At 34.6% G+C, this 26,773-nt stretch carries 31 protein-coding genes; 11 read left to right on the top strand and 20 right to left on the bottom strand.

From position 1 onward, the window contains the following. Positions 1-70: 70 nt before the first annotated feature. Positions 71-442 (top strand): zinc-ribbon domain-containing protein, encoded by a 372-nt coding sequence (locus tag ACMV0E_RS07305; protein WP_416085727.1) that lies wholly within the window; start codon positions 71-73, stop codon positions 440-442. After that, a complete protein-coding gene (locus tag ACMV0E_RS07300) occupies positions 414-1,121 on the top strand; it encodes a creatininase family protein (RefSeq protein ID WP_416085726.1) in 708 nt (235 codons plus the stop codon). Before ACMV0E_RS07305 ends, ACMV0E_RS07300 begins: the two co-directional genes overlap by 29 nt. Here ACMV0E_RS07300 and ACMV0E_RS07295 read toward each other — a convergent pair. The 18 genes from ACMV0E_RS07295 to ACMV0E_RS07210 all read right to left on the bottom strand — a co-directional run bounded on the left by ACMV0E_RS07295 (position 1,099) and on the right by ACMV0E_RS07210 (position 15,823). After that, positions 1,099-1,509 carry a secondary thiamine-phosphate synthase enzyme YjbQ gene (locus ACMV0E_RS07295; protein ID WP_416085725.1) on the bottom strand — a complete coding sequence of 137 codons (411 nt, stop codon included), beginning with the start codon at positions 1,507-1,509 and terminating at the stop codon, positions 1,099-1,101. The two genes, ACMV0E_RS07300 and ACMV0E_RS07295, sit on opposite strands and share 23 nt — an antisense overlap. Positions 1,510-1,588: 79 nt before the next feature. Continuing rightward, entirely contained in the window at positions 1,589-2,080 is a 492-nt protein-coding gene (locus tag ACMV0E_RS07290) for a ferritin (RefSeq protein ID WP_416085724.1), read from the bottom strand. Between the two features lie 12 nt (positions 2,081-2,092). Then, positions 2,093-2,464 carry a desulfoferrodoxin family protein gene (locus ACMV0E_RS07285; protein WP_416085723.1) on the bottom strand — a complete coding sequence of 124 codons (372 nt, stop codon included), beginning with the start codon at positions 2,462-2,464 and terminating at the stop codon, positions 2,093-2,095. A 398-nt stretch (positions 2,465-2,862) separates the two neighbouring features. Beyond that, complete coding sequence (locus ACMV0E_RS07280) at positions 2,863-4,077, bottom strand: HsdM family class I SAM-dependent methyltransferase (RefSeq protein WP_416085722.1); 1,215 nt, start codon at positions 4,075-4,077, stop codon at positions 2,863-2,865. A gap of 17 nt (positions 4,078-4,094) precedes the next feature. Continuing rightward, positions 4,095-4,694 carry a hypothetical protein gene (locus ACMV0E_RS07275; RefSeq protein WP_416085721.1) on the bottom strand — a complete coding sequence of 200 codons (600 nt, stop codon included), beginning with the start codon at positions 4,692-4,694 and terminating at the stop codon, positions 4,095-4,097. Positions 4,695-5,102: 408 nt separating this feature from the next. Further along, a complete protein-coding gene (locus ACMV0E_RS07270) occupies positions 5,103-6,617 on the bottom strand; it encodes a phytoene desaturase family protein (RefSeq protein ID WP_416085720.1) in 1,515 nt (504 codons plus the stop codon). A 155-nt stretch (positions 6,618-6,772) separates the two neighbouring features. After that, positions 6,773-7,291 carry a DUF6512 family protein gene (locus ACMV0E_RS07265; protein ID WP_416085719.1) on the bottom strand — a complete coding sequence of 173 codons (519 nt, stop codon included), beginning with the start codon at positions 7,289-7,291 and terminating at the stop codon, positions 6,773-6,775. A 22-nt stretch (positions 7,292-7,313) separates the two neighbouring features. Next, positions 7,314-7,376: a desulfoferrodoxin FeS4 iron-binding domain-containing protein gene (locus ACMV0E_RS07260; RefSeq protein ID WP_416085728.1), complete on the bottom strand. Its 63-nt coding sequence runs from the start codon at positions 7,374-7,376 to the stop codon at positions 7,314-7,316. 12 nt (positions 7,377-7,388) lie between these two features. Further along, the gene (locus ACMV0E_RS07255) at positions 7,389-7,766 is read right to left on the bottom strand and encodes a class II SORL domain-containing protein (RefSeq protein ID WP_416085718.1); all 378 of its coding nucleotides are present in this window, start codon (positions 7,764-7,766) and stop codon (positions 7,389-7,391) included. A 53-nt stretch (positions 7,767-7,819) separates the two neighbouring features. Next, the gene (locus ACMV0E_RS07250; protein ID WP_416085717.1) at positions 7,820-9,004 is read right to left on the bottom strand and encodes an FprA family A-type flavoprotein; all 1,185 of its coding nucleotides are present in this window, start codon (positions 9,002-9,004) and stop codon (positions 7,820-7,822) included. A gap of 44 nt (positions 9,005-9,048) precedes the next feature. After that, positions 9,049-9,624, bottom strand: a complete 576-nt coding sequence (locus tag ACMV0E_RS07245; protein ID WP_416085716.1) for a DUF5671 domain-containing protein — start codon at positions 9,622-9,624, stop codon at positions 9,049-9,051. A gap of 38 nt (positions 9,625-9,662) precedes the next feature. Further along, a complete protein-coding gene (gene ispF, locus ACMV0E_RS07240; protein ID WP_416085715.1) occupies positions 9,663-10,142 on the bottom strand; it encodes a 2-C-methyl-D-erythritol 2,4-cyclodiphosphate synthase in 480 nt (159 codons plus the stop codon). Beyond that, complete coding sequence (ispD, locus tag ACMV0E_RS07235) at positions 10,133-10,795, bottom strand: 2-C-methyl-D-erythritol 4-phosphate cytidylyltransferase (protein WP_416085714.1); 663 nt, start codon at positions 10,793-10,795, stop codon at positions 10,133-10,135. The genes ispF and ispD overlap by 10 nt, the downstream gene beginning before the upstream one ends. After that, positions 10,795-12,120, bottom strand: coding sequence for a DNA repair protein RadA (gene radA, locus ACMV0E_RS07230; RefSeq protein ID WP_416085713.1), 1,326 nt, complete (start codon positions 12,118-12,120; stop codon positions 10,795-10,797). The genes ispD and radA overlap by 1 nt, the downstream gene beginning before the upstream one ends. Further along, positions 12,101-13,591: a lysine--tRNA ligase gene (gene lysS, locus ACMV0E_RS07225; protein ID WP_416085712.1), complete on the bottom strand. Its 1,491-nt coding sequence runs from the start codon at positions 13,589-13,591 to the stop codon at positions 12,101-12,103. The genes radA and lysS overlap by 20 nt, the downstream gene beginning before the upstream one ends. Position 13,592: 1 nt before the next feature. Then, positions 13,593-14,084, bottom strand: coding sequence for a transcription elongation factor GreA (gene greA, locus ACMV0E_RS07220; RefSeq protein ID WP_416085711.1), 492 nt, complete (start codon positions 14,082-14,084; stop codon positions 13,593-13,595). Between the two features lies 1 nt (position 14,085). Further along, a complete protein-coding gene (locus ACMV0E_RS07215) occupies positions 14,086-15,075 on the bottom strand; it encodes a tRNA dihydrouridine synthase (RefSeq protein WP_416085710.1) in 990 nt (329 codons plus the stop codon). After that, entirely contained in the window at positions 15,053-15,823 is a 771-nt protein-coding gene (locus ACMV0E_RS07210; RefSeq protein ID WP_416085709.1) for a type III pantothenate kinase, read from the bottom strand. Before ACMV0E_RS07210 ends, ACMV0E_RS07215 begins: the two co-directional genes overlap by 23 nt. A 91-nt stretch (positions 15,824-15,914) precedes the next feature. On the opposite strand from ACMV0E_RS07210, the gene ACMV0E_RS07205 reads away from it, so the two are divergent. Then, positions 15,915-16,547 (top strand): class II aldolase/adducin family protein, encoded by a 633-nt coding sequence (locus ACMV0E_RS07205; protein WP_416085708.1) that lies wholly within the window; start codon positions 15,915-15,917, stop codon positions 16,545-16,547. A 51-nt stretch (positions 16,548-16,598) separates the two neighbouring features. On the opposite strand, the gene ACMV0E_RS07200 is transcribed toward ACMV0E_RS07205, so the two are convergent. Beyond that, on the bottom strand, positions 16,599-17,963 hold the full coding sequence (locus ACMV0E_RS07200; protein WP_416085707.1) for an aminopeptidase: 1,365 nt from the start codon (positions 17,961-17,963) through the stop codon (positions 16,599-16,601). A gap of 92 nt (positions 17,964-18,055) precedes the next feature. Here ACMV0E_RS07200 and ACMV0E_RS07195 point away from each other — a divergent pair, with 92 nt between their 5' ends. The 8 genes from ACMV0E_RS07195 (at position 18,056) to ACMV0E_RS07160 (ending at position 25,436) form a co-directional block, all read left to right on the top strand. After that, a complete protein-coding gene (locus tag ACMV0E_RS07195) occupies positions 18,056-18,586 on the top strand; it encodes a DUF4388 domain-containing protein (RefSeq protein ID WP_416085706.1) in 531 nt (176 codons plus the stop codon). 1 nt (position 18,587) lies between these two features. Beyond that, positions 18,588-19,073 (top strand): roadblock/LC7 domain-containing protein, encoded by a 486-nt coding sequence (locus ACMV0E_RS07190; protein ID WP_416085705.1) that lies wholly within the window; start codon positions 18,588-18,590, stop codon positions 19,071-19,073. Between the two features lie 9 nt (positions 19,074-19,082). Next, positions 19,083-19,661 carry a GTP-binding protein gene (locus ACMV0E_RS07185; RefSeq protein WP_416085704.1) on the top strand — a complete coding sequence of 193 codons (579 nt, stop codon included), beginning with the start codon at positions 19,083-19,085 and terminating at the stop codon, positions 19,659-19,661. Then, positions 19,661-20,281: a uridine kinase gene (gene udk, locus ACMV0E_RS07180; protein WP_416085703.1), complete on the top strand. Its 621-nt coding sequence runs from the start codon at positions 19,661-19,663 to the stop codon at positions 20,279-20,281. Before ACMV0E_RS07185 ends, udk begins: the two co-directional genes overlap by 1 nt. A 61-nt stretch (positions 20,282-20,342) precedes the next feature. Beyond that, the gene (locus ACMV0E_RS07175; RefSeq protein WP_416085702.1) at positions 20,343-22,655 is read left to right on the top strand and encodes a stalk domain-containing protein; all 2,313 of its coding nucleotides are present in this window, start codon (positions 20,343-20,345) and stop codon (positions 22,653-22,655) included. Between the two features lies 1 nt (position 22,656). Further along, positions 22,657-23,610, top strand: a complete 954-nt coding sequence (locus ACMV0E_RS07170) for a phospholipase D-like domain-containing protein (protein ID WP_416085701.1) — start codon at positions 22,657-22,659, stop codon at positions 23,608-23,610. A 51-nt stretch (positions 23,611-23,661) separates the two neighbouring features. Then, positions 23,662-24,600, top strand: coding sequence for a carbohydrate ABC transporter permease (locus tag ACMV0E_RS07165; protein WP_416085700.1), 939 nt, complete (start codon positions 23,662-23,664; stop codon positions 24,598-24,600). Beyond that, the gene (locus tag ACMV0E_RS07160; protein ID WP_416085699.1) at positions 24,600-25,436 is read left to right on the top strand and encodes a carbohydrate ABC transporter permease; all 837 of its coding nucleotides are present in this window, start codon (positions 24,600-24,602) and stop codon (positions 25,434-25,436) included. The genes ACMV0E_RS07165 and ACMV0E_RS07160 overlap by 1 nt, the downstream gene beginning before the upstream one ends. A gap of 500 nt (positions 25,437-25,936) precedes the next feature. Here ACMV0E_RS07160 and ACMV0E_RS07155 read toward each other — a convergent pair. Beyond that, the coding region (locus tag ACMV0E_RS07155) for an extracellular solute-binding protein (RefSeq protein WP_416085698.1) at positions 25,937-26,773 on the bottom strand (837 nt) is incomplete at its 5' end.

Genomic DNA, 26,773 nt, shown 5'->3' with positions numbered 1-26,773 from the left:
AACTAACAAATTTTATCAAAAATTTCCATATTTTAAAATCAGTAATATAATCTAACAATGGGAGGCATAAATGAAAGAATGTCCTAATTGTGGTTATCAAAATGAAGATAACGCAAAAATTTGTGTTAACTGCGGATATTATTTCGATGAAATTCAAAAAAACTTTGAATGGGTTTTGCTCAAAACGTGTGAAAACCAATTTGAAGCAGAGGTGCTATCAAATTTATTGGAAACAAATGGAATAAAAACAATGATGAAACGCCCCGGACCTATGAGAAGTGGTGGTTTAGTAATTGATAATATTGGTGCAAACCCATTTCTTGGTCCAACAGGAAATTTTGATGTATTCGTTATGAGGGTAGATTTAAAAGAAGCAAAAGAACTAATGAAAGCATATGAATCGGAGGATGAAAATGGAACTAATGAAGATGACAATGCATGAAGTAAACGAGTACTTAAAAACAAGCCAAACAATTATAATCCCAATCGGAGCCATAGAAGAGCACTCAAATGCGCTTCCCTTAGGAACAGATACAATAACAGTTGAAGCCCTTGCAAAAAGATTAGGTGAAATTAGTAATAGAATTGTAGGACCTACAATCAATGTTGGGAATTGTCATTCGATAACATATGATTTTTTGGGGACAATCTCTATAAGCCCATCAAGTCTTGTAAATTATCTTAAAGATTATACAACATCACTTCATAAACATGGCTTTAGAAATTTCTTCTTTGTAAATGGTCACGGAGGAAACATTGCACCTTTGAGGTGTTCTTTTGATGAACTTGCAAATACCCTTACAAACTCAAAATTTTTGGTTGCATCATGGTGGCTTTTGGAAGATTTAAAAGAGTTATATGACAATTCAGGGCATGCAGGAAGAGGAGAAGTCTCTATGATTATGTATATTGACAAGTCTCTTGTAAAAACTGAATTTTTAACAGAGGAAAAAAGAGAAATTCCGAGGTACTATGTAACCAACGATTTAGCAAGGAAATATATAACTGAAACAGGAATTATTAATGATAGCCAGGAAGGCTCTTATGAATTAGGAGAAAAACTCTTCAATGCGTCAGTTGAGGTAATGCTTAAACTGCTCAAACATCTTGAGGAATCTTAGGGATAATTTCAACAAATACTTCCCTTGTCCTTGGGCCATCAAATTCAACAAAAAAGATACCTTGCCAAGTTCCTAAAATAAGCCTTCCATTTTCAACTATGATAGTTCGTGATTGACCCATAATAGACGCCTTTATATGCGCATCTGCATTTCCTTCAAGATGCGAATAATTAGCACCTTCAGGAATAAGTTTAGATAGGTAATTTATAATGTCTTTCTTAACACTTGGATCTGCATTTTCGTTAATTGTAATTGAAGCCGTTGTATGGGGAATATAAACAACACATAAACCGCTTTTAACTTTTGAATTTTTTACAATCTCTTGAACTCGATCGGTTATTTCTAACATCTCTTCTCTTTTTGAAGTACGCAAGTTAATTATCTCCATATATCCACCTCTTCCTTATTTTAGCACAAATTAAAATACCCCCTACTACATAGGGGGCATAAGGTAAAATTTAACTAATTTAACCCTCTCTTTGGGCAAGTTCCCTATCAAGCATATAAAGTGCCTGTCCGTGTTCTCCAACAAGCTCTAATTTCTTTACAATTTCAAGAGTTTGAGCCTCCTCTTCAACTTGTTCATCCAAAAACCAATTAAGAAGATTTTGTGTTGAAAAGTCATTTTCTTCAACTGCAATCTTCATTATGTTTTCAATTGAAGAGGTAATAAATTTCTCATGGTTATATGCTTCGTTAAACACATCAAGCGCACCATTCCACTCAATCTTCGGCGCAGGTATCTCTTTTAGAATTACCCTTCCGCCCTTCTCATTTAAGAAACTGATAAACTTCTCCGCATGCTTTAGCTCCTCTTTATACTGGACATAAAACCAATGAGCAATACCTCTCAAGAATTTGCTCTCAAAGTACTGTCCCATTGATAAGTATAGATAAGCAGAGAAAAACTCTCTATTTATTTGTTCGTTTATTGCGTCTTGAAGTCTTGAATTAATCATAATATAGCCTCCTTAAAATTTCTTCGCCCAAAGACCGTGCTTGTTACAATATGCCCTAACCTCCATAAGATCGTCAGCTGACCAACCAATACGAGCTTCAGGTTTATCGCCTGGTTTTAGCATAATCTTTACAACTTTTCCATCTTTCTTAAATGCCTCAATCCACTCAATATAGTGATCTTGTTCCATAGGATGTGGAACTGATCCAACTTTAATAAGCGTACCATGTTCCAACTTTTCAACAACTGGAATATGTTTCTCTTGTCCTGTTTCAGATTCACTCACTTTTTCTCCGATAAGCACCATTGGCTGCCCACAGCAAACAAGAACACCTTTTCCTTCGTGCACAACGGTCCCGGCATAAAAGAAGTTTTTGCAGAGCAAAAATTTGGGTGAGTGCCATAAGGCACGAACCTTTTATGCTGTGTTAGGCGAAGAACCGTGCCTATTTTAAAAAAATGTAAGTTCGTTATATTTTTTTTTTTTTTTTTTATTTTCATATCCAATTATTCCAAAATTAGATATAAAAGATTTAGCATATGATTTATATCCATTTTGATAATCCCTGCCTACATATTTGATATAGAACTCTATATCTTCTGAATTTAATTGTTTTGCTAACCAGTGTAAATCTCCATCAAATTTTATACAGTATCCAGCATAAAATGTATATTCTTCCTTCTCCCATACTATAAAATTAGGCTTCAAACTAAGTGGTGGAACAAGTATTTTTTTACCCCAAGTAGTATCAAGTCCTTGTGAACGACCAAAAGCATACCACGCTACCGGATTTTTTTACCTTTATCTCTCAATAACAATCTATCTTTGATTGCCAGAAAGTATTTATATGTATTTGGATATAATTTTTTCAATTCTTCTTCTGGTATAATTGTATGTTTTCCATTAACCTTCTTATAAGGGAAAATTATCCATCTGTTTTGTTCCTCGTTAGGTGATTTTAGCACAGATACTTTTACTATTCTTTTCAGTATGTCTTTTCCAATTGTAAATACTCTACCATCTTTTAATTTTATAATTGCTTTATCATCTTCTATAATTGGGTCTTTAAAAATATAAAAATCATCTGCTAATGTTGTTATGCCAACATGTATTTGGGCTATTTTTCCTAATGGCATTCCTCTTGTTTCAATTTCTTTAATTCTTTTTAACACATTGTTTGATGTTAATGTCCATTTATTATAATCAATACTTGTTAACTCTATTTCATCGACATATTTAAAACTTTCTTTATATCCATTAAAGTAGTAAAATTTATTTTGTCTCCAACTCTTATCTAATATAGTGATTGCTGAATATGTGGTTGCGTCATTAAAAACTTGGTGATAATTAAAATCTACTATCTTTTTAATAATTTTCTCCTCCATAATATAATATCTTAATGTTTTAGCAGTTTCTGTCTTAAAATAAGTATTGGGTGTGATATAACCCAATTTACCTGTTCCTTTTAATAGATTTAAACCAAGTTCAAAAAAAGCAATATATATATCAGTTGAGCCATTTCTACAGAAAGACCAATCTTGTTGGATTCTTTCTCGTCTCTCCTTTCCCAAATGCTGTATTCTAATATACGGTGGATTCCCAACAACATAATCAAAGTAATTAAAATATTGCTTAACCTTATTTTTATCTAAACTGTCTATTTGTAAAATATTCCATTCAACTTTATCTATTCCATACTTTTTAATAATGTTATTTAGATAAGTTTTACACTTATAAATAGCATTTTTATCAATATCAAAACCGAATATATTATTTTGTAATGCTTCTCTAATTTTATCTGAACTTAAGTTATTCTTAATACAATCATCTAAAAATCTTTCAACAACAATTATTAAAAAATTGCCCTCTCCACATGACGGGTCTATAATCTTTTTATCATAAATGTTATTTTTATAATCAATATCATCTAAAATTAAATCAACTACCCATTCAGGAGTATATACAATTCCATTTGTCTTTTTCCGGGTAACTTTCATATACAAGGGTAAATTATTTACTTTTTCAGTTCGCATAATGCTCTTACCCTTTGTATAAATCTTTCAATTGAAAATTCATCCTCTATTATCTTTATAGTTTCTTCCTGTAATCCTAATTTTCTCAAATCACTAAAATAAGGTTTACCATCTTCGTCAAAATCAATTATTGCCATACCCAAAACATCTGGTTTATGAGGCAAATCTGAGTCTTCAAAAAGTTTAATATATTTTTTTATATGATGTTCCGATAATATTTCTATTCTCTTTAATCCTCCCCGTTCATTTCCAGCTGCTTTGTAGTAATATGGAGTATGTCCTCTTAATACAAGAAAATGAACAAACCCAACTCCAATTCTTTTAATATTTGCAGTTTCTCCGAGTAAATTTTCAAAATAGTTGTTTGAATTTTGAGCATAGTTTGAAGTTACAAATTTAAAACTCATAGTTACTATCGGTTTCTTATTGCTGAAAATTGTTATATCCAATGTTTTAGGATAATACATTCCTTCTATTTTATATTCACTACCTTCACTACCTGAACCTAAGCTCATAGATGAATAACCAGGGCCAAGTTCCGAAATAATTTCCTTTGCAAACCATGAGTGAATTGGAATCAACTTTTTATTACTTCTTGCCCCGTTTTCATTATATGCATTAAAAGTATCTTTTATTGCGTTTTAAAATCCTTCTTTTAAATCTTTGTTCATAAATATAACCTCCTGTTAATTTTAAGGCACGGTTTTTCGCCTAACGTTTGGGGCGTATGCGAAGTGCCGCGCAGAGTGAGTATTTAAGTGTAGCGACCGAAGAGAGCAAAACCGCATACGCACCTGTTAGGCGAGTGCGATAGCACCGAGCCAACGAAGTTGGCGAAGAGTTGCGAGCCCGCCATCATTACCCTAAGATAGCTTTTAGATTTTCTACTTTCCATCTTTTCATTGTTTCCAATCTTTCTATGGGTTTCGGTGTTCCCGGCTCAAGAATTTTTGCCATTGTCTAATCCCTGAAATAGCTTGAACTGGGTTCTAACTCTCCTCAGTTGTTGGGATTGACGTCCGAAAGCGTTTCTTATCTTTCCGACATATCATCTGGATTACCTGCCGTGAAGTCATTGCTGCGGTTGGCACTCCTCCAGGCGGTTGCACCCACATACCAGAGAGCCAGAAGTTATCCAGTCCCGGGACTGTCTTTGGGATTACACGGAATCGCTTTACCTTATCCGGCGAGATGACCCAAGTCATAAACGTGCCCTTCCAGTTTCCGGTATAACGGACATAAGTCATCGGAGTAGCGACATCGGTCATTTCAATGGCAGATTTGAAGCCAGGATACTTGCGCTCAAGTTCATCGGCAAATGCCGCGGCTATTCTCTCTTTCTCAACTCGATAGGCGTCCTTGTTAGTTGCCAATTGTTCCCAGTATTGATAATCATCAGTTGTGAAACCGGTCACAACAACAGACTTTCCCGGCGGAGCCAGGGTGGGGTCGAAACAATAATTCTTCACCACCATCCAATCCGCTTTCCAGTCCTTCAAAAATGGAGCTTTATAACATTCACCAAGGCATTCGGATTGAGAAGAAAGGTCCATATTTACCCCGAAGGAGACCTGAACCATGGACGGGATTACCTTACAGCTATGGAACAATTCCTGGTGAATTGGGTCAATATGCTTACCATCCAGCATCTCATAAAGTGTTGTCCTTAAGTCTGCGGTAGATATGATATAATCTCCCCTGATTTCCCTGCCATCACCTAGTCGAATACCCACTGCCCGACCGTTTTCTTCCAGAATCTTTGCCACCCGGCATTTATAATAAATCTTTGCTCCCAGGTTTAAACACCGTCTTTCAATGGCTCTGGCAAACTCCAGTGACCCTCCTTGCGGGAATCCACCATCCCCTGCGTGTAGCGACGCTAAAGTTACCACCAAGTTCAGGAGAGGGTAGTCTTTTTCCCATAGTATCGTGGAGAAAATTTCCCGGAGAAACGGGTCTTTAAAACGCTGGGCGAACTCACCAATGGTAATCCCATTGCAGAAATTAAAGTCTCTGTAAAACGGTATCATCTTAATAATTAATTTGGCGATATCTAAGAAGTTGTAATGCTCATAGGGTTTTTCAATCGGCATCTTAAATTTGGAAAACCGGCGAATCATCCGGCATAAAAGCTCGATGGTTGCTGAATCTTGTGGTGATATTTCTTTCAGATGGGCTTCGAGCTTATCAGCGTCACAGTATATCACCACGGTTCTGCCATCGGAATCAGTATAACGATAAAATACATCGTGATAAAGCATCCGACGTCCCTGTATGGCGCCAAGCTCCGACCACAGCTTGTAAAAACTGGAATTCGGATTCGAACCTATCAGCCAGTGGATGCAGCCGTCAATGGTGTAACCCTTTCGTTTCCAGGAGGTGCAAAGCCCTCCGGGCTTATCGTGCATTTCATATATTTCCGCCTCGTATCCGTTCATGCGGGCGTAACATCCAGCAGACAACCCAGCTATCCCTGCGCCGATTATTAAAATTTTTTTAGGCATAAGTCTTTCCTCCAAAAATTTTTTGAAGCGGGCTCGCAATTTCGCCTAACGTCCTGCGGATAAAAGAAGTTGCCGAAGGCAATTTGGGCGAAGCTGCAAAGCCTTTTATCCGCTGTTAGATGAAGTTGCTCTTTTATCATCTTCTAAACTCCTTCTCATAATGCCTCTGGATCAATAAAAAGATCTATCCAAGGTGGCTTATAGGTAAACCTAACAAAAAGGAAAGCCGAAATTATTAATAACATGAACAAAACAACTTTAGTCCTGTGGCTAAACTGAATTTTTTCTATATCTTTTTCTATCACAATCACAAATAAACCTGACAGATAAGTTATTGCTACTGCCCAGATAAGATCTATAATCAAAGATTCCGCTCTTCCATAAACTGCTGGTAGCAGGTACCACATAAAACCTACTATCCATGGAATTATTATTGCAGTAAAAATTCTTGAGTACCAAAAATTAATAATTCCTTGTTTAATTTTCTTCTTAAGCAAAAAATATTCAACTATAGACAAGAGCAGATAGCCCCAAAAAGCCATCTTAAGGTGTTGAAATACAGACTCGTTTATTCCAAAAAAAGGAACTAAAAATCCTAACCCAGTAAGTTCATAACCAAAATGAAAAATGCTAAAAGATATTAAGAATAGGAAAGCTTTGAAATAAATATTCATTTTTTCCTCCTTTAATGTAATTTCATCTAACTTCTACAATATTTCCACAAATTTCGCACTTATAAATTTCAAATTTCTGTGTCATTTAAAACTCCTTTCAGATTTTTACGACTTCACTTTCCCAGAGTCCATGAATATTACAGTAGGAAAGCGCAAAAAGTTCTCCTGAAGTTCCAATCTTTGCAACAAATGTAACATCTGGTTCTGTAAAGACTTGTGATGTATTTGGACCATTTGTTGATGCACCATGAGTTTCAAAAGAAAACCTTCCCAAAAGATACGGGAATTTTCCATCGTCTGGTTTAAAATAAACCTCAATCCATGCAATGTGGTGCTCAGTAGTATTGGGATGTGGAATCTCCTTGCCTACAGAAACTCTAATTTTTGTCTTCTCACCCTTCTCAAGCACTTCAATTACTGGTGTGTGCTTTTCTTTTGTAAAATCTGCCGTTTGAATTAAATCCCTTAGTGCCATAACCTACCTCCTTATTTAGAATTATTTAAAACTACTAAATTATAACACAATTTTTATAATATTCCAATAGATTTATGTGCCTCAACAATACGCATTACAAGTTCGTTCAATTTTTCAATATCTTTTTCTTTTGGAAGACCTTTAACTTCAAGTTCATAAAGCAGATCGACTTTTAAATTTCCAATGTGTTCTTTCGCCCATTTAATAGCCATTCCACCCCAACCATAGGATGTAATAATAGAAACAAATTTCGTCTTGGGCTTAATTGCATTAACAAAATATATAATACTTGCACCCAAGGGATGTGGGCCTGTTAAAACTGTCGGAAAAGCGAAAACTACTGTTGCAGCGTCAACAAGCGAAATTGCAATCTCACCAAGATCTGAAGAGACAAGATTAAAAGGCAAAACCCTAACTCCTTTTTCAACTAATTTGTTATAGAGTTCATCTACAATTATCTTAGTGCTTCCGTGCATGGAGGTATAGAGGATTATAACTTCATTTTTTACTTCAGGAGAAACCCAGTCAAGATATGCATCTATTATGAACTTAGGGTCATTCCACATTGGACCGTGACTTGGTGCAATAATTTCAAAGTCAAATTTTTCTATTTTATTTATATTACTCTTTATAAAGTTCCTAAAGGGCATCATTATCTCCGCATAATATCTCTTTGCACCTTCAAGAACAATTTCACTATTCTTTGCATACAATTCCGAAGTTGCATAGTGAGAGCCAAAGAAATCGCATGTAAAAAGTATTTTATCTTCGTGAAGATAAGTACTCATTGTTTCAGGCCAATGAACCCATGGAGTAAAAATAAAAGTAAGAGTTTTATCACCCAAAGAGAGCTTATCGTAATCTTTTACCACAATAAATTTTTCTTCGGGAATCCCAAGGTGATCGATTAAAAGCCCCTTACACTTTTCATTCGTAACAACTTTAGCTTCAGGATATAATTTAAGGACCTCAGGAATACTGCCAGAATGATCCTGCTCTGCATGTTGAGAAATAATATAATCAATCTTTAAATCTTTAAACTCTTTTAAATTTTCAATAAGTGCATCTTTTAAGACCGGATCAACTGTATCAATGAGAGCGGTGTGCTCTGATCCAATAATAAGATATGCATTATAGCTTGTTCCGTTGGGAAGAGGAATAATCTCATCAAATAATTTTCTATCCCAGTGGTTTACTCCAACTGCATAAACATTTTCCTTAATTTTTCTAACACTCATTTTCGACCTCCTACTTATAAATTATACCACGAAATTATTACTTTTCAAGTATTAATTTCTTGGGAATCCACCTTTTTCATAGATATTTGCGTTTTCAAGAATCCTATAAGAAAAGTTGCTAACCCTATTAACATTGAAATGCCACTTTTTATCACTTTACCCATATCAGTTGTGACATAAGGAGGAGTCTCCTGAATTATTTTACCGTTATTATCAAAAACCGGGGGAGGATATTTTATATTATATAAACCACTCACCAAACCCATTGATGATGAAATAAAAATGATAATTCCTATGAAACTAAGTAAATAAAAGAAAATTGCTTCAAAAAAATTCATAGAGGATTCATACTCTATATTTCTCATTTTGCCGAGTCTTTTTTCTTTAACAATAAAATACCAGTGGAATATAAAAATAAGAAGCCCTAAAAGAGCCATTACAATTCCTTGATAAAGGTTTTGGTAATAGTATAAATGTTCGGTTTTTATGCCTTCTGAAGAAAAATAGATGAAACTGAACGCATCAACTATCCTTAAAATACCTATAATTAGAAAAATGATACCAATGATACTAACACCAAAAAGATAAATATTCCTTACTATATCAGCTTTGTTTTTCATGTTTAACCTCCTTTTTATCTAATTAATTTTAGTGAAACCTATGGAATTTCCAAAACGACAACCGCAAATACTTGCACACCTTCCTTGCGGCCAACAAAACCCATGCCCTCGTTTGTCTTTCCTTTAATGCTAACTCGCTCTTTTTCAATACATAGAATTTGGGAGATTGTTTCACGCATTGAATCTACAAAAGGAGCGATTTTTGGTTCTTCAAGAATTACAACTGAATCAATGTTTACAATCCTTATATGTTCTTGAATGAGTTTATCTTTTACTTTAGATAAAAGCATTGTGCTTCTTATATCTTTTAACTCAGGATCGTTATCAGGAAACCACTTACCGATATCGCCCCAATTCAATGCACCAAGTATTGCATCAATAATTGCATGTATTAAAGCATCGCCATCAGAGTGCCCAAGTAAACCACTCTCATATGGAATTTGAACCCCCCCCAGATAAAAGGGTCTTTCCACAATAAACCTATGTGAGTCATAACCAATACCTATTCTTATTTCCATGTTCGCACGATCATTTCTGCTAAAAATATATCAAGAGGTGTTGTGATTTTAAAATTTTCATACAATCCAGAAACTACTTTAACTGGAATGTTTGCCTTTTCAAAAAGGATAGATTCATCAAATATTGATTCATCCAATATAAAACTATTGTATAACTGAAGCAAAGTCAATCTATCAAAACCTTCTGGTGTTTGAACTTCAAAGAGCTTTGTCCTATCAAACGTTTTCTTTACAAAACCGTTTTCAACTTCTTTGATCGTTTGCCTCACAGGAATTACAGGAATGACACATTTAAAATATTCAAGATTTTCTATGATTCTAATAATTAGTTCTTTGTTTATGAAAGGTCTTGCACCATCATGCACAAGCACTTTGCTGCTTTTTGCAACTTCAACCCCATTCTTTACAGAAAGAGCACGAATATCTCCACCTTTTATAATTACAAGGTTTTTATATCTATCTAAAAGATGTTTTCCTTTTTCAAAGTTATCATCATTGAGAACAAGAATTATCTCTTTAACAAAATCAATTTTTGAAAAAACATCTATAGAAAACTCTACGATAAATTTCCGGTCGATTTTTACAAAATTTTTATCGATTCCATTTGCACGAGTTGACTTACCGGCAGCAACAATAACAACCGATACATCCATTAAAAAACTATCTCCTTTGCTTCCTCAAGCGTTGAAACAAAGAATAAATTCACATCGTTAACTTTTAGTTTGCCTTCAAAAAACTTAGGAATGATAAAATTCTCAAAACCAAGACTTTTTCCCTGCTTTACCATTCTTTCAATACCAACAGTAGGACGAACCTCTCCTGAAAGTCCCAGTTCTCCTAAGACTACTGGCTTTGACATCAAAGGTTTCTCATGATATGATGAGACAATTGAAAGAGCAAAAGCAAGATCGTTAGTCCTATCATCAGGCTTAAATCCGCCAACGACATTTACGTAAATATCAAAACCGCCCAGTTTTAACCTTAATCTCTTTTCAATAATTGCAATCAAAAGCAAAAGCCTATTATAGTCAATTCCACTTGCAACTCGCCTTGGAATCGGGAAGATGGTAGGTGTAACAAGAGATTGAACCTCAAAGAATATTGGAAGACTTCCCTCCAATGCTGAAGTAATAACGGATCCTTCTTTTAGAACTCCCCCTGAAAGAAATTCAAGCGACGGATTTTGAACCTCTTTAAGTCCTTCCTCCCCCATTTCAAAAAATCCAACTTCATTTGTTGTTCCAAAACGGTTTTTAACACCCCTAAAAAGTCTCAGAACGTCATTTCTAGTTCCATCGATATAAAAAACTCCATCAACCATGTGTTCTATAGTTTTTGGTCCTGCTATTGTCCCTTCTTTTGTTACATGACCAATAAGTATAACAGAAATTCCATGCCTTTTTGCAATCTCAATAAGTATACGAGTACATTCCTTAACTTGATTTATATTTCCCTGTGCACCTTCCACATCTTTTGAAAAAACCGTCTGGATAGAATCAACAACAAGTAATAGCGGTTTCCTTGATAAAGTTGTTTCCTTTATGATATCTATATCCTGTTCAGTGAGAAATTCTATATTCTTGTTGTGAATGTTTAATCTCTCTGCACGCATCATTATCTGTTCTTGTGATTCTTCGCCTGATACATAAAGGACATTGCCGTATCTTGCAACTCTATCAAGGACTTCAAGGATAAGGGTAGATTTACCTATCCCTGGTTCGCCTCCAATTAAAATTATAGAGCCCTTGACAATACCACCACCAAGGACCCTATCAAATTCATTAATACCTGTCTTTATACGCTCAAATTTTTTATCATTCTTGCTTTCAAGCGTTACTATACTAATTGCTTCTGTTTCAGATTCTTCTACTTCTACAAAAGAGTTCCAACTTCCACATTGCGGACATTTTCCTAACTTTACAGGAGATTTATATCCGCACACAGAACAAACATAACCACTACTCTTCTTCTTTTTCATTAACCTCTTTTTTCTTGAGCTGGGGGAATAAAATTACCTCTCTTATTGAATCTTTACCCGTTAAAATCATGACAAGTCTATCAATTCCTATGCCAAGACCACCTGTTGGTGGCAAACCATATTCCATAGCCTCGATATAGTCCATATCTAAATCTTGCGCTTCAACATCACCCTTTTTCTTTGCTTCCATTTGTTCATAGAACCTTTCATATTGGTCTTGTGGGTCATTTAATTCGGAGAAAGCATTTGCAAGTTCAAGCCCACCTATGAAAAGTTCAAATCTGTCAACCATATGAGGATCATATGGAGTTCTCTTTGCAAGAGGAGAAATTTCAATAGGGAATTCATACACAAAGGTTGGTTGTATAAGATGCTCTTCAACTTTTTTATCAAAAACTTCATTTATAAGGTTTCCAACCGTAAGTGGTTTATCCATTTTTATGTTAAGTCTATTCAAAATCTCTTTTGCACGGCTTAAGTCTCTTAACTCTTCAAGAGTCACTCCCGCAAACTTACTTAAGGCATCATTAAATTTTATTCTTCTAAAAGGAGGAGTAAAATCAATTTCATGCCCTAAAAATGTAACTTTTGGTGTCCCATTCACAGATACTGTAATTTCATAAAGAAGGTTTTCAACAAAGTTCATAACATCCATATAATCTGCATATGCCCAATATGCTTCAAGCATAGTAAATTCAGGATTGTGCTTAGTTGAAATTCCCTCGTTTCTAAAGTTTCTGTTTATTTCGTAAACTTTTTCAAAGCCGCCAACAATTAGGCGCTTCAGATAAAGTTCAGGTGCAATCCTTAAATACATTTCCTGATCAAGCGCATTATAATATGTCTTAAAAGGTCTTGCTGAGGCACCCCCTGCAATTGGTTGCAACATTGGTGTTTCAACCTCAATAAAACCCTCTCTGTCAAAGATTTCCCTTGTTTTTTGTATAATTTTACTTCTTTTAACAAATGTTTCCAGTACTTCTCGATTTGCAATTAAATCGAGATATCGCCTTCTGTACCTAAGTTCGGTATCTTTAAGACCGTGATACTTTTCGGGAAGGACTTTAATAGCCTTTGTAAGAAGTTCGAAATCTGTTACCTCAATCGTGATCTCGCCTGTATGAGTTTTGAAAAGTTTTCCTTTAACTCCAATAAAGTCACCTATGTCTATTGCCTTTTTGAAAAAGTTATACTTATCTTCTCCAAGATTGTCAAACCTAAAGTAAAGTTGGATATCTCCCGAAAAATCTCTTAAAACAGCAAAACTTGCCTTTCCGTGACCTCTTATAGCCATAATTCTGCCACGGGCTTCAACTGTTTTATCTAAAAGTTCTTCAAAGTGTTCTTTGAGATATTTATTGTAAAAAGGCGTTATAAACCTTCGCCCATATGGATCAACGCCTGATGCCTTCAAAATTTGCACTAATTCAGCTCTCTTCCTTTCGACTTCATTTAGATTAGGAAGTTCCATACTAATCACCTTTTACTATCTTTAAAATCTTGTATCTAACTACACCTTTAGGTACTTGAATTTCAACTATTTCATTTACTTTGTGTCCAATAAGGCCACGCCCCACAGGAGAAGTTGAAGAAATTTTTCCTGTATCTGGATCTGACTCAGCAGGGCCTACAATATAATAACTTACAATTTTTCCAGTTTCAAGATTTTTTAATTCCACCTTACAACCAATATTCACTTTATCGGTATCAACAGAGTCTTCATCAATTATCTCTGCCTTTGAGAGGATTGCCTCCAATTCTGCAATTCTACTTTCATTGTATGCCTGCTCCTGCTTTGCGGCATCATACTCTGAATTTTCAGAAAGGTCTCCAAAAGTTATCGCTTGTTTAATCCTTTCAGAAATCTCCTGACGAATAACAGTTTTCCTTTCTTCTAATTCTTTTTTGAGTTCCTCATAACCCTTACGAGAAATCTGGATCTTCCCTTCAACTGATTCTTCCATTTTAAACCTCCATTTCATCAAAAAAAGCCCTGACAAGGGCTATTGCTTCTTCCTTTGTTTTCAAATTATTCACATATCTTCTAAATTCTGCTGCTTTCTTTAATCCTTTTGCATACTTTATCAAGTGCTTCCTCATCTCAACTATTCCTCTTTCTTCACCAAGAAATTCTACTTCACTTTCTATATGTCTTACTATTATATCTATTTTCTCTTTATTTGAAAAATCAATTTTTTTATTTTCCTTCAAAAATGCATAGGAAGACTTCAAAAACCACGGGCGTCCAAGCGAAGCTCTGCCAACCATTATATATGGAGCTTTAGTCTTCTTAAAAAGCGATTCGACATCTTCTTCATTTTCTATTCCTCCATTTGCAACAATTGGAATCTTCGCCTTAGAAACGATTTCAGAAATTGCATCCCAATCTTCGTCTTCTCTTTTAAAACCCTCCTCTACTGTAATTGAATGAATCGTTAAGAAAGAAATACCCTCATCTTCTGCTATTTTCAATACATGAGAAAGTACATTCTCACCTTTAAAAAATCCTTTTCTCACCTTAAGGGAAACGGGCAAATGCGTAGAATTTTTAACTGCACGGATAATTCTTGAAAGTTTTGTAAGATCCTTTAAGAAAGCCGATCCTGAACCATCTTTAACAATTTTGGGCACAGGGCAACCTGCATTAATGTCAATGCCGTCAAACCCAAGGCTTTCTACAAATTTTGCAGCATAAGAAAACGCCTCAGAATCAAAACCAAAAAGCTGCACAAAAATAGGACGCTCTTCAGGGTAAAATTGAAGAAGTCTCAGCGTATTCTTGTCCTTGAATCTTATACCCATTATAGAAACCATCTCCGTAAAAACTATTCCTGCACCAAAGTATCTTACGAGCCGTCTAAAAGGTGAATCGGTATACCCCGCAAGAGGAGCAAGAAAAATGGGAATATCAATATTAAGTTTATCTGAACTCTTAATTCCCCTTAACGTATTCATAGATACTGTACATTCCTTTTACTGTGAGTAATTTATCAAAAATCTCAATTCTTCTTGATACCCCTTCCATAATATGGGAGATACCACCAGTCCCAATAACTCTAACTTTTTCACCTAATTCATCTTCAATAAGTTCGATAAGTCTATCTACTAAACCTCCAAATCCGTTTATAACACCAGATTGCATTTCTTCAACAGTATTTCTTCCTATCGCACTTTTCGGTTTTACAAGTTCAATCCTTGGAAGTTGTGCTGTTTTCCTAAATAGTTCTGTTGAAGCAGGAAGAACGCCAATCGTTATTGGACCTCCGATAAATCTACTATCCTTTGTAATTACTGAGAATGTTGTTGCAGTTCCAAAATCAACTGTAACAGCATTTTCATTTGGAAACAATTTATGGGCTTCAAAAATATCACAAATCCTATCGGCTCCAACAAAACGTGGTTCATCTACTTCAAACTTTATTCCGATTGATAAATCTGAGTTAATAAGAATTGCTTCTTTTCCTGTTATTTTTCGAGCAACTGCTCTAAAAACTGGAGTAAGGGAAGGAACAACCGAGGATACAACAAAATCCTCAACTTTCGAATTTAATTTCTCCTCACGCATAAACTGAGATATTAATAATCTGTACTCATCGGATGTTCTTCCACTATCGGTTACAATTCTTAATGTACTTAAAAGCATTCCCTGCTCAAAGAAACCAAACACGATGTTTGTGTTTCCAATATCCACTGTTATAACCATTTTTACCTCCTAACCTTTTATTTTACACAAAATTCGTATTTTGATATAATAGATAAGCAAGTAATGCAATATTGTAGAAAGGTGGATCGTAATGAAAAGACAAATAAAAGAGGAAATAGCAACAATTGGAAGAAGACTTTACGAGCATGATCTTAATGGAAGTTACGGGGGAAACTTTTCAGTTAGAGATGAAGAATTTATCTACATAACACCATCAGGTGTACCTAAAGACGAACTGAACTTCTCAGATATTCTTGTAATTGATTTTAGTGGAAATGTAATTGAAGGAGAAGGAAAGCCTTCGTCAGAAACTCTCTTTCACATCAAAATTTACAAAGTTCGTCCTGATGTAAATGCAATAATACATGCACATCCCCCCTTTGGAACAGGCTTTGCAATTGCACATCAAGGGATACCAAACAATGTTCATGAAGAGTCTGCCCTTATTTTAGGAGAAGTCCCTGTAATTCCTTATGAAATAACCTCTTCAAAAGAACTTGCAGAAAACATAGGTAAGGCAATAATAGACCATAACGCTCTCCTTCTTGCAAATCATGGTGCACTTACTGTTGGAGATACTCTGGAAAAAGCCTTTAGAAGAATGGAAGAACTTGAAAATGTTTGCAAGATGTTAACTGTTGCAAGTCTTCTTGGTGGAGCAAAACCACTTCCTCATGATAAATTTGAAAGTCTTCTTGAACTAAAGAAAAAGAGAGGACTATAAAAACAAGAGGGGCTTTAAGCCCCTCTTAAAATTCAAATCCTATTCAAACTACTATTCGAATTTCTCTAAGAACGCTTTATATCCAAGATAAGATGAATACAAATCCACTTTGGAGGCAATTTCAAATGGTGCATGCATTGAAAGAAGAGCTGGTCCTACATCAAGTACCTGAATACCCCTATTTGCCATGAATTTTGCAACAGTTCCCCCACCGCCAATATCAACCTTTCCAAGTTCACCAATTTGCCAAGGTATGCCATTTTCGTTAAATAATTTCCTTACCTTAAATACTAGTTCAGCAGAGGCATCGGATGCAGAATATTTTCCACCAGAGCCTGTAAACTTGGTAACAACAACTCCATGTCCAAATATCGGAGAATTTTGTTCATCAAAGACATCTCTATAAAGAGGATCAACTGCTGCGTTCACATCAGCAGATAGCCCATATGATTTATGCAAAACCTCTCTAACCGAAACATTCTTTATTCCTTTTAAAGAAAGATACTTTTCGATTGCATAGTCAAGAAAATCTGATTGAGCACCAGTAATACCGTCACTTCCAATTTCTTCTTTATCAAAAAGCATCACACCAATTGTCCTTTTAGGCTTTTCTACATCAAATAAAGCTACCGCACTGGTAAAACCGCAAATTCTATCGTCATGGCCATAAGATGCAATTGCGCCTCTATCAAAACCTACATCACGTGCCTTACCTCCGGGTACAAGTGTTAATTCGGAACTTATGAAATCTTCTTCAACTATACCGTATTTCTCGTGCAAAAGTTTAAGTATTGCAGTCTTGAATTTTTCTTTGTCAGATTCTTTATCAGGTATACTTCCAACAATTGGATCGAGCGCCTCACCTTGTATAACCTCTCTTGCATTTTGTTCCATCTGTTTTCTTGCAAGATGAGGAAGCAAATCTGAGATCACAAAGACTGGATCAGTTTCATCTTCTCCAATATTAACCTCTAATTTTGTACCACCTCTTAGAATAATTACACCATGAAGAGCAAGCGGGATTGTAACCCATTGGTATTTTTTAATACCACCGTAATAATGGGTTTTAAACATTACAACATCAGCACCTTCGTAAAGCGGATTTTGTTTTATATCAATTCTTGGTGAATCAATATGAGCAAAAACAAAATTCAAACCAAACTCAGCGGAAATTTCACCGTCTTTTAAAAGAAGTATGTTTTTATTGTCGTTTATTGCATAGTACTTTCCTGAGTGTGCGTCACCTTGAAAAAGATCCGTAAATCCTTTCTTTTCAGCAACATTTTTCAAATACTTCACCACTTCTCTTTCTGTTTTTGCAGTACTTATAAAATCTTTGTAAGACTCTGAAAAACTAATTACTTCATCATGATTAAGTATTTCCCACGCGTTTTTTGTAGAATACTTAAGCTCCACTTTTGCCTCCTTAAAATTTTTTTTTACTTTTAATTATATCTTGATTTGCATTTTAAAGAAATTTTCATATTATATGTAAAGGAGAAAAGGAGATGGCTTTACAGGGAAATTTAAGTGATTTTAAATTGGAGGAAGTGATTCAAAGTATCTCAACAAGCAAAAAATCGGGAAAACTTGAAGTGGACGGCGTTATGGGAATGTATGGTATCTATTTTTCTAACGGAGAAATAATTCATGCAAATGGTCCATTTTCTATTGGAGAAGAAGCCATTCTTGATGTTTTCCTTGAAATTAATGGAACATTTTCATTTATCACAAATATTGTATTACCACCGAGGACAATTAAAAAGGATTTATTCGATATCATTGCAACTGGTATAAACCTTAGAGAAGAAAACATTGATATTTTAAAAAAGATAACAAAAAAAACAAAGATGCTTCCCAATACAAAAAATGACACAAACGGTATTGAACTTTCAAAAGATGAAATAAAATTACTCAAATATATATTGGATGGTACGCCAATTTCTACTATAATGGAAGAGATGTCCATGAGTTATTTGAAGTTTTTAGAAGTATTAAAAGGATTATTAAAGAAAGAAATCGTTATTTTGGGAGGATAAAATGGAAGGAAGACTTTCAAAAGTCCAAATTGTTTTAAATGAAGAGGAACTTAAAAAAATAGAGGAACTTTTTGGTGAGTTTCTTGCTGAATCAGAAGCAAGAGATATTGTGCTCCTTAACAAAAGCGGCGAACTCCTTGCAAAAAGCGGAGATATCACTTCTGATGTTGCACAAAACATATCAGCACTTGCAGCAGGAGTATTTTCAGCAACAAACGAACTTGCAAGACTCTTGGGAGAAAAGGAATTTACAATAACTTTCCATCAGGGACAAGAGACAAACATTCACATTTCTCTAATAACCCAAAATGCACTCCTTGCAATGATCTTTGATAACAAACTGCCAATAGGTGCAATTAGATTCTGGGCAAAGAAAACTGGAACAGAAATAAAGCCAATAATTGAACAAGCAGAAAAGAGAGCAGAGAGTCAAACTCAAAAAGTCATAAATGAGGATGTAGAAAAGGACATTGAAGATCTATTCTAAGGAGAAAAGATGAGTACAATTAACTTTGCAAAGAGAGAAATCTCTTTTAAGATAGTATATTATGGTCCTGCAATGAGCGGAAAGACAACTAACCTAAGGTACATTTATACAACAATTCCAGAAAAGGTTAAAGGTGACTTTACAAGTATTGCAACCGAAACGGAAAGAACGCTTTTCTTCGATTTCCTGCCCCTTGAGTTGGGAAGCATTAAAGGTTTTACGATTAGACTTAGCCTTTATACCGTCCCAGGCCAATACATCTACAAATTAACAAGAAAATCAGTATTAAGGGCTACTGATGGTATTGTTTTTGTTGCCGACTCACAAATTGAAAAGAAGCAAGAAAATATAGATAGTTTTCAAGATATGATTGAAAACCTAATTGAATTTGGAGAAAACGTTGAGACAATGCCAATAATACTTCAATATAACAAAAGAGATCTACCAAATATACTATCTATCGAAGAATTACAACAGGATTTAAATAAGGATAATAAATACCAATACTTTGAAGCAATTGCCCAAGAAGGTATAAATGTAATTGAGACTTTAAAGGCTGTAACAAAACTTGTTGTTCAAAAAGCATAATGAAACCAACATTCATTGGCATTGCGGGTGGTACAGGCTCAGGCAAAACAACAGTTGCAAAGATAATCCAAAAATCTTTGGGTAAGGATAAAACTTCGATTATTTCTATGGACTCCTACTACAAGGATTTTCCTGAACTTACAATAGAGGAAAGAGAAAAGTTAAATTATGACCATCCATCCATATTTGATATTGAACTTTTAAAGAAACATCTCGAAGACCTAAAACACGGTATCCCGATTAAAGTGCCTATTTATTCTTTTGAAAAATATGCAAGAACAGGTGAATTTGAAGAAGTATATCCAAAGCCAATCATTATTGTTGAAGGAATTCTCCTTTTTTATTACGACGATATTAGAGACTTCTTTTCAATAAAGATCTTTGTTGACACAGATGCTGATGTAAGAATAATAAGAAGAATAGAAAGAGATGTCCTTGAAAGGGGGAGAACATTAGAATCAGTGATTAAGCAATACCTTGAAACAGTAAGACCAATGCATATTCAATTTGTTGAACCAACAAAACAATTCGCAGACATAATCATTCCTCGTGGCGGTAAAAACGAAATTGCAATGGATATAATCCTTGCAAAAATTAAATCAATTCTAAATCAACAATAATTTCTTTTTTAATTAATTTTGTCGTAAAATATATACCCAAAACAAAAGTTAAGGAGGTAGGATGAAAAAAATAATTTTCATTTTAACGGTTTTTATTTTTGTTGTAATGTTACCTCTTACTAACCTAAAGGCAGCTCAGCCTAACTTTGAAAAGCCTATTGGTCTCTATGGAGGTGAAATTGATAAAGTTCTTATTTCTCCAAACTACTCAAGCGACTCAACAGTCTTTGCTGGAGGACCTGAAGGATTTTATATCTCAAAAGATGGTGGCAAAACTTTTAACTCAATCGTTCTCTCTGCTGGATACAACTTAACTTTCGAAGGTATAACTGACTTCACACTCTCAAAAGATTTCGCAAAGGACAGCACCGTTTATATAGCAACAAAGAACGGTGTCTATAAGACAAACGATTTTGGAAAATCATTTAAGCCATATCAAATGGGAATCAGCGCAACTTATGTAACCCAAATAACAAACGATCCAATAACAAACAATCTTATGGCAGTTGGAATAAGCTTTGAAAAACGACAGGACGATAAGGTTCTAAACACAAACTTGATTATGGTAAATGATGGAACTTCTTGGAGAACAATATCAAAATTCGTTTCAGAATATGTCACTGCAATCGCCTCTTATAACAACAATTACTACGTTGGAACAGAGATTGGAAAATTTTACAAGATAGATTCATCAGGAACAAATTTAATCTACAGCACCAATGCACCAATTACGTCAATTTCGATAAGAGACAACGCATATGCATTTTCAACTCTCGGAAATGGGATATTTCTTTCAAGTGATTTAAAAACTTTTAATCAAGAACTTAACGGATATAAGATTATAGGGGTAAAAATAGACGATTTGAATAATCTTTACGCATTGTCAAGAACTAAGAAATTATTTGTTAAAGTTAACGGGAATTATACAACTTATGATATTCCATTTCCTTCAACGAACATTTCACTTGATATAAGCCCTGATGGACTTTTTATTGGATCCTATGAATACGGCATTATAAAGTTTAACAAGGCAAATAAAACATTTTCTCTTTCAAACACTGGAATAACAAATTTAAATACAACCACGCTGAGTTTTTCACCAAATTACTCATCAAATAAGACTGTATATCTTGGAACTGCAAATAATGGACTTTACATTTCAAAAGACGGCGGAAAATCTTTTGAAAACATTGGCAATCTCGATACGCATGAGATACTGGAAGTAAAAGAAATCTCTAATGGTACAATTCTTGTTGGCACACTTGGTGAAGGAATATTTGCTTCCACTGATTCTGGAAAAACTTTTAAGCAACTTGATGTATTAAAAAATCATTCCGTTTCAGTTATTTATGAATACAATAATACGTTATTCATAGGTACTGAAGATGACGGTTTATATAAATCGGATCTTAATCTTTTGAACTTACAAAAAGTCAAGGACCTTTATCCATATGATGTTAATATAAATTTTGTAAAAGGTGCAGGAAATTATTTATTTGTTGCAACTAATGGTGGGAATCTCTATAGATCTGAAGATTCAGGCAAAACATTTAAAGAAATTGCCAACAACAAATTCTGGGGAATGAGTATTACAGGATTTGATATTTCTAACACATTTACAACAGACGGACTTGTTCTTGTAGGTACAGCAGGAGGAGAATATCTCTCCTATGATCGAGGAAACACTTTTAATCAAATTTATGATTTAGGTTCAACTTGGGCAGATGGTGTTCAAATATCTCCAAATTATTCAAACGATGGTTTTATGATTGTAGGAGCATGGGGATCATCAGGGACAACATATGGGAATATTTATATAACAAAAAACAAGGGTTTAAGTTATGAAAATATAGGTTCAACTCTTACCAATAGATACGTTATTAATGTGTTCTTATCTCCTGACTTTTATTATGGAAAAAACGGAAGTATTTTTGTTTTGACATCATCTGGTGGTTTATTTAGATATTCCTTCGAAGCAAAACCTATTGAAATCATTCTGACTGTAGGAAAAAACGAAATAGTAATAAATGGGGAAAAGAGTTTAATCGATGCAGCACCTTATATTAAAAACGGAAGAACCCTTGTTCCAATTAGGTTTATATCAGAGGCATTCGGTGCAAAAGTTGATTGGAATAATGCAACAAGAGAAGTTACTATAAAGCTTATGGACAAAACAATAATACTTAAAATTGGAAGTCCATATGCAATTATAAATGGAAAACAAACCTTAATAGATAAAGATAACCTTAAAGTTGTCCCAGAGATTACAAACGGAAGAACGTTTGTGCCAATAAGATTCATTTCAGAGACTTTTGGTGCAAAAGTAGAATGGAATAATGAAACAAGGCAAATTCGCATAACCTTAGGAGGCTAAAATGAAAAAATTAAAACTTTTAATCATCGCCTTCATAATTTTGTCTGTCATATTTCTTGGGAATTTCAAGACTGCCCAATCAGAAAGCACAAGCGAAATCCTCATTTCAGAAACATTTGGAGGAAAACAATCAATTTTAAATGAACTTATGAAAGCAAAAAATGAACTTCTCATAAACATTTACGGCTTTACAGATTTTGATTTTATCCCTACTATAATAAACCTGGCAAAACAAGGAGTTGAAGTAAAAGTAATACTTGAGGAAGCACCATATCAATCAGAAACCCAAAACTTCGATATAAGAGATATGCTAAAGAAGTACGGAATTGAGGCAAGATGGGCAAATCCTAAATTCTTTTTGACTCATGCAAAATACATTGTTATCGATGATACAGAAGCAATTGTATTAACTGGTAATTTCACTTATTCAAGTTTTTCAAAAAATAGAGAGTTTGGTCTTGCAACATTAAACAAAGACGATATTAATTCCTTAAGGAATTTATTCTATGCGGACTGGAATAGAACAGATTTTAAAAACGATAATCCTAATGTAATAATAAGTCCAATTGATTCAAGGGAAAAAATAGAGAACGCACTTAAAAGCGCAAAATTCAGCATTAAAATCTGGGAGCAGAGCATTTCCGATCAATCAATTATAAAAATTCTTAAAGAACAAAAAGCAAAAGGTATTGATGTGAAAATTCTTATGCCTACATCATATGCAGCAGATGTTAAAAATGAACTTGGTGATTCAGTCCTTGCACTTCCAAACCCGTATATCCACGCAAAAACCTTCATAATAGACGATGCCTTTGCATACATTGGATCTAATAACTTTACACAGCCATCTTTAGACAATGAAAGAGAAACGGCGCTTTTCACATACAATAAGGACATAATTGATGAACTTGAACTTATTTGGAACTGGGATTTATCTCATGCAGTTATTCCATAAATTGACTAGAAAATAAAACATGGTAAAATAGTTTGAGAAAGGAGTATGAATATGGAAGAAGCACAAGTGCTTGCAGGACTTAAAAGGAGAAAAACAATCCTTGAGTATCTTACAAGTTATGGTTTTATTACACCTGCTTTAATTATTTTAGGAGTATTTGCAATTTTTCCAACAATTTTTGTATTTTATCTTTCGTTGTTTGATTGGTCAATGATTGGTGGAAAAACTTTCATTGGATTACAAAACTACATTAATCTCCTCATTAAACCACCGTATTCTGCAGATTTTTGGCATGCAGCTCTTGTAACTTTAGAGTATGTGGCACTACAAGTCCCTATCACAATGGCTTTATCGTTATTCCTTGCAACCCTTCTAATGAAGCCAATTAGATTCAGAAGTTTCTTTAGGCTTGGAATCTTTGTTGCTTATGTAACACCACTTGTTGCAACATCAATTGTGTGGGAATGGATATTTCACCCAGATTACGGAATACTTAATTCACTTTTAAAATTACTGCATCTTCCTACTTCTCCTTGGCTTATAGGTTTCCCGTCAGCCCTTTTTGCAATTGTTATTTATACTACATGGCATGACCTTGGATATTCTACAATTCTCTTCATGGCAGGACTTACAGCAGTTTCAAAAGAACTACAAGAAGCAGCGCAAATTGATGGTGCTAATTCATGGGGAGTATTCTGGCATGTAACATGGCCTCTTCTTTCCCCAACAACGTTTTACATCTTCATTATCTCGCTTATAGGTGCATTCAGAATGTTCACGCCTGTGCTTGTTTTAACACAAGGCGGTCCCTATAACTCAACAACAACCATTGGATACATGCTGTATAGGGAAGCTTTCCAATATTGGAAATCAGGATTTGCAAGCGCAATTGCAGTAGTACTTTTTGGAATTATATTCACTATAACGCTTATACAATTTAGAGTAACCGGAAGAAGAGTATTCTATTCTGAGGGATCGGAGGGTGAATAATGAAAATTAATCTTAAAAAATCATATTTCTTTACTTATCTCATTCTTATAACTGTAACAATTATAATGGTATTTCCATTTTATTGGATGATCGTAACCTCTCTGAGCAAACCTGAAAATCTTTTTAGATATCCACCAAAACTCTGGCCAGATTTCCAATGGAAAAATTATGTAGATATGTGGAAATCAAATCCTCAGGGAGTGCCATGGACACGTTATATACTAAACACAATCTTTGTTGCAGTTTCTACAACTTTACTTTCACTTTTCAACTCTTCGCTTGCAGGATTTGCATTTGCAAGGCTAAAATTTCCTCTCAAAAATCAGATTTTTATGCTCATCCTCGGTATTATGATGATCCCTGGAGAATTAATGCTTATTCCAAACTATTTGACTCTTTATAGACTTGGTTGGCTTAATTCGTATCAAGCACTTATAATTCCTTTTGGTGCAAGTGTCTTTGGCATTTTCTTAACAAGACAGGCTTTCAAACAGATTCCAAATGAACTATGGGAAGCAGCACAAATTGACGGATGTAGCATAGGAAGATTTTACTTTAACATTGCCCTCCCGATAATAAGACCAACGCTTTTTGCATTTGCACTTTTTGTATTCTTAGGTTCTTGGAATGCATTCCTGTGGCCATTAATTGTTAATACAGATCCTCGTTTTATGCCGCTTGAAGTTGCACTCTATTCATTCATTGGAGCTGAAAGTACAAATTGGCAATTACTTGCAGCAGCCGCAACAATGGCAACTGCACCTGTTTTAATACTATTCCTTATTTTCCAAACACAGTTTATCGAGGGAATTTCAAGAGGAGCAATCAAAGGATAAACTTCCCAATAGATTTGACTTCATATGCGTGTGCTTAGTGCACACGCTTTTTTTATTCCATATCTAAAAAGATTCTGGATAAACATATATTTAACGTAGAATTGAAACAAATAAAAAATGGTAGTGCTTCGACCGTTAAGTAATGAAGCAGTGTCAATCACTAATCGATGTGATAAAAAACAAAGATAGAAAAATCAAAAAAACTCAAAAAGGTTGCTATACATTCGAATTACTTTGAGTGGCACAAAATACAAAAGAAAGAAAATTAAATTTACAATTTTGCAAGTTTCCTCCACAAAGCACAATGTATTAAGAATTTTTATAAAAACAATTAGACGAAAATTAAAATGCAAGAGAATTAAAACTAATATATAAATCATGATTCAAAGTCAAATAGAAATTAATTAATAGAAATTAATTAAGGTTTATTAGATTTAAAATTATTAAATAAAAATCCCCGAAGGTTTCCTTCGGGGATTTAAACTCAATTAATTAACCAATTAATGAATGTAAGATCTTAACTTAGCACCAAGTTCCTTAATACCATCTGCAGGTGAAATCTTTTGGAGATATATCTTTTGAAGTTCTGCACCTATATCTGAACGAGCCTGGTTCCATTCCTTTGTTGGCGGCTGAATAATAGCAAAGTTAAGTGAATCAAAACCAGCTTTTCTTTCAGGATTACTTGCTAAGAATTGTTTAAATACTGGAAGATCAAGCGCGGATTTCCTCACAGGCAAATATCCTGTATCGATTGACCATCTTGCAGTTTGATACGGCGCATCAAACCACTTAACAAAATCCCATGCACCACGCTGTACAACAGCGCTATACTTTTGACCAAAAATAACTACATTTGTTCCATACATTACAGTATATTGCCCTTTTGGCCCTGCTGGAATTGGAGCTTGTGCCCATTTGAATTTGCCTCCAACAGCTTGGTCAATATAAGTATAGGATGCAGTAGAAGCTATAACAAATGCACACTTCTTATTTCCAAAGTCTGTCTGATAGTTATATCCTGTTGTAAAGTGAATGTAACCATTCTTATAAAGATCATTCATAAAGGTTACCATATTCAAAACATTAGGATCTTTATCGAAAAGGACATTTCTATAATCATCTGTAAGGACTCTTCCACCCCACTCATGCACCATTGCATACCAAAGATCCACATCACCGCCGATGGAAGCACCCCACTGTGAACCATCTGATTTTGTAAGCGCTTTAACCATCGTTGCAAATTCATCCCAAGTTCTTGGAGGATGGTCAAAACCTGCTTCTTTAAGCATATCAACGTTATAGTACATTACTTGAACACTCTTATTAAATGGGAG

The organism is Caldisericum insulae (assembly GCF_047785965.1).
GTDB classification, from domain to species: Bacteria; Caldisericota; Caldisericia; order Caldisericales; family Caldisericaceae; genus Caldisericum; species Caldisericum exile_A.
Note: the sequence above shows the minus strand (reverse complement) of the source record. Positions and strands in the feature narration are given on the sequence as shown.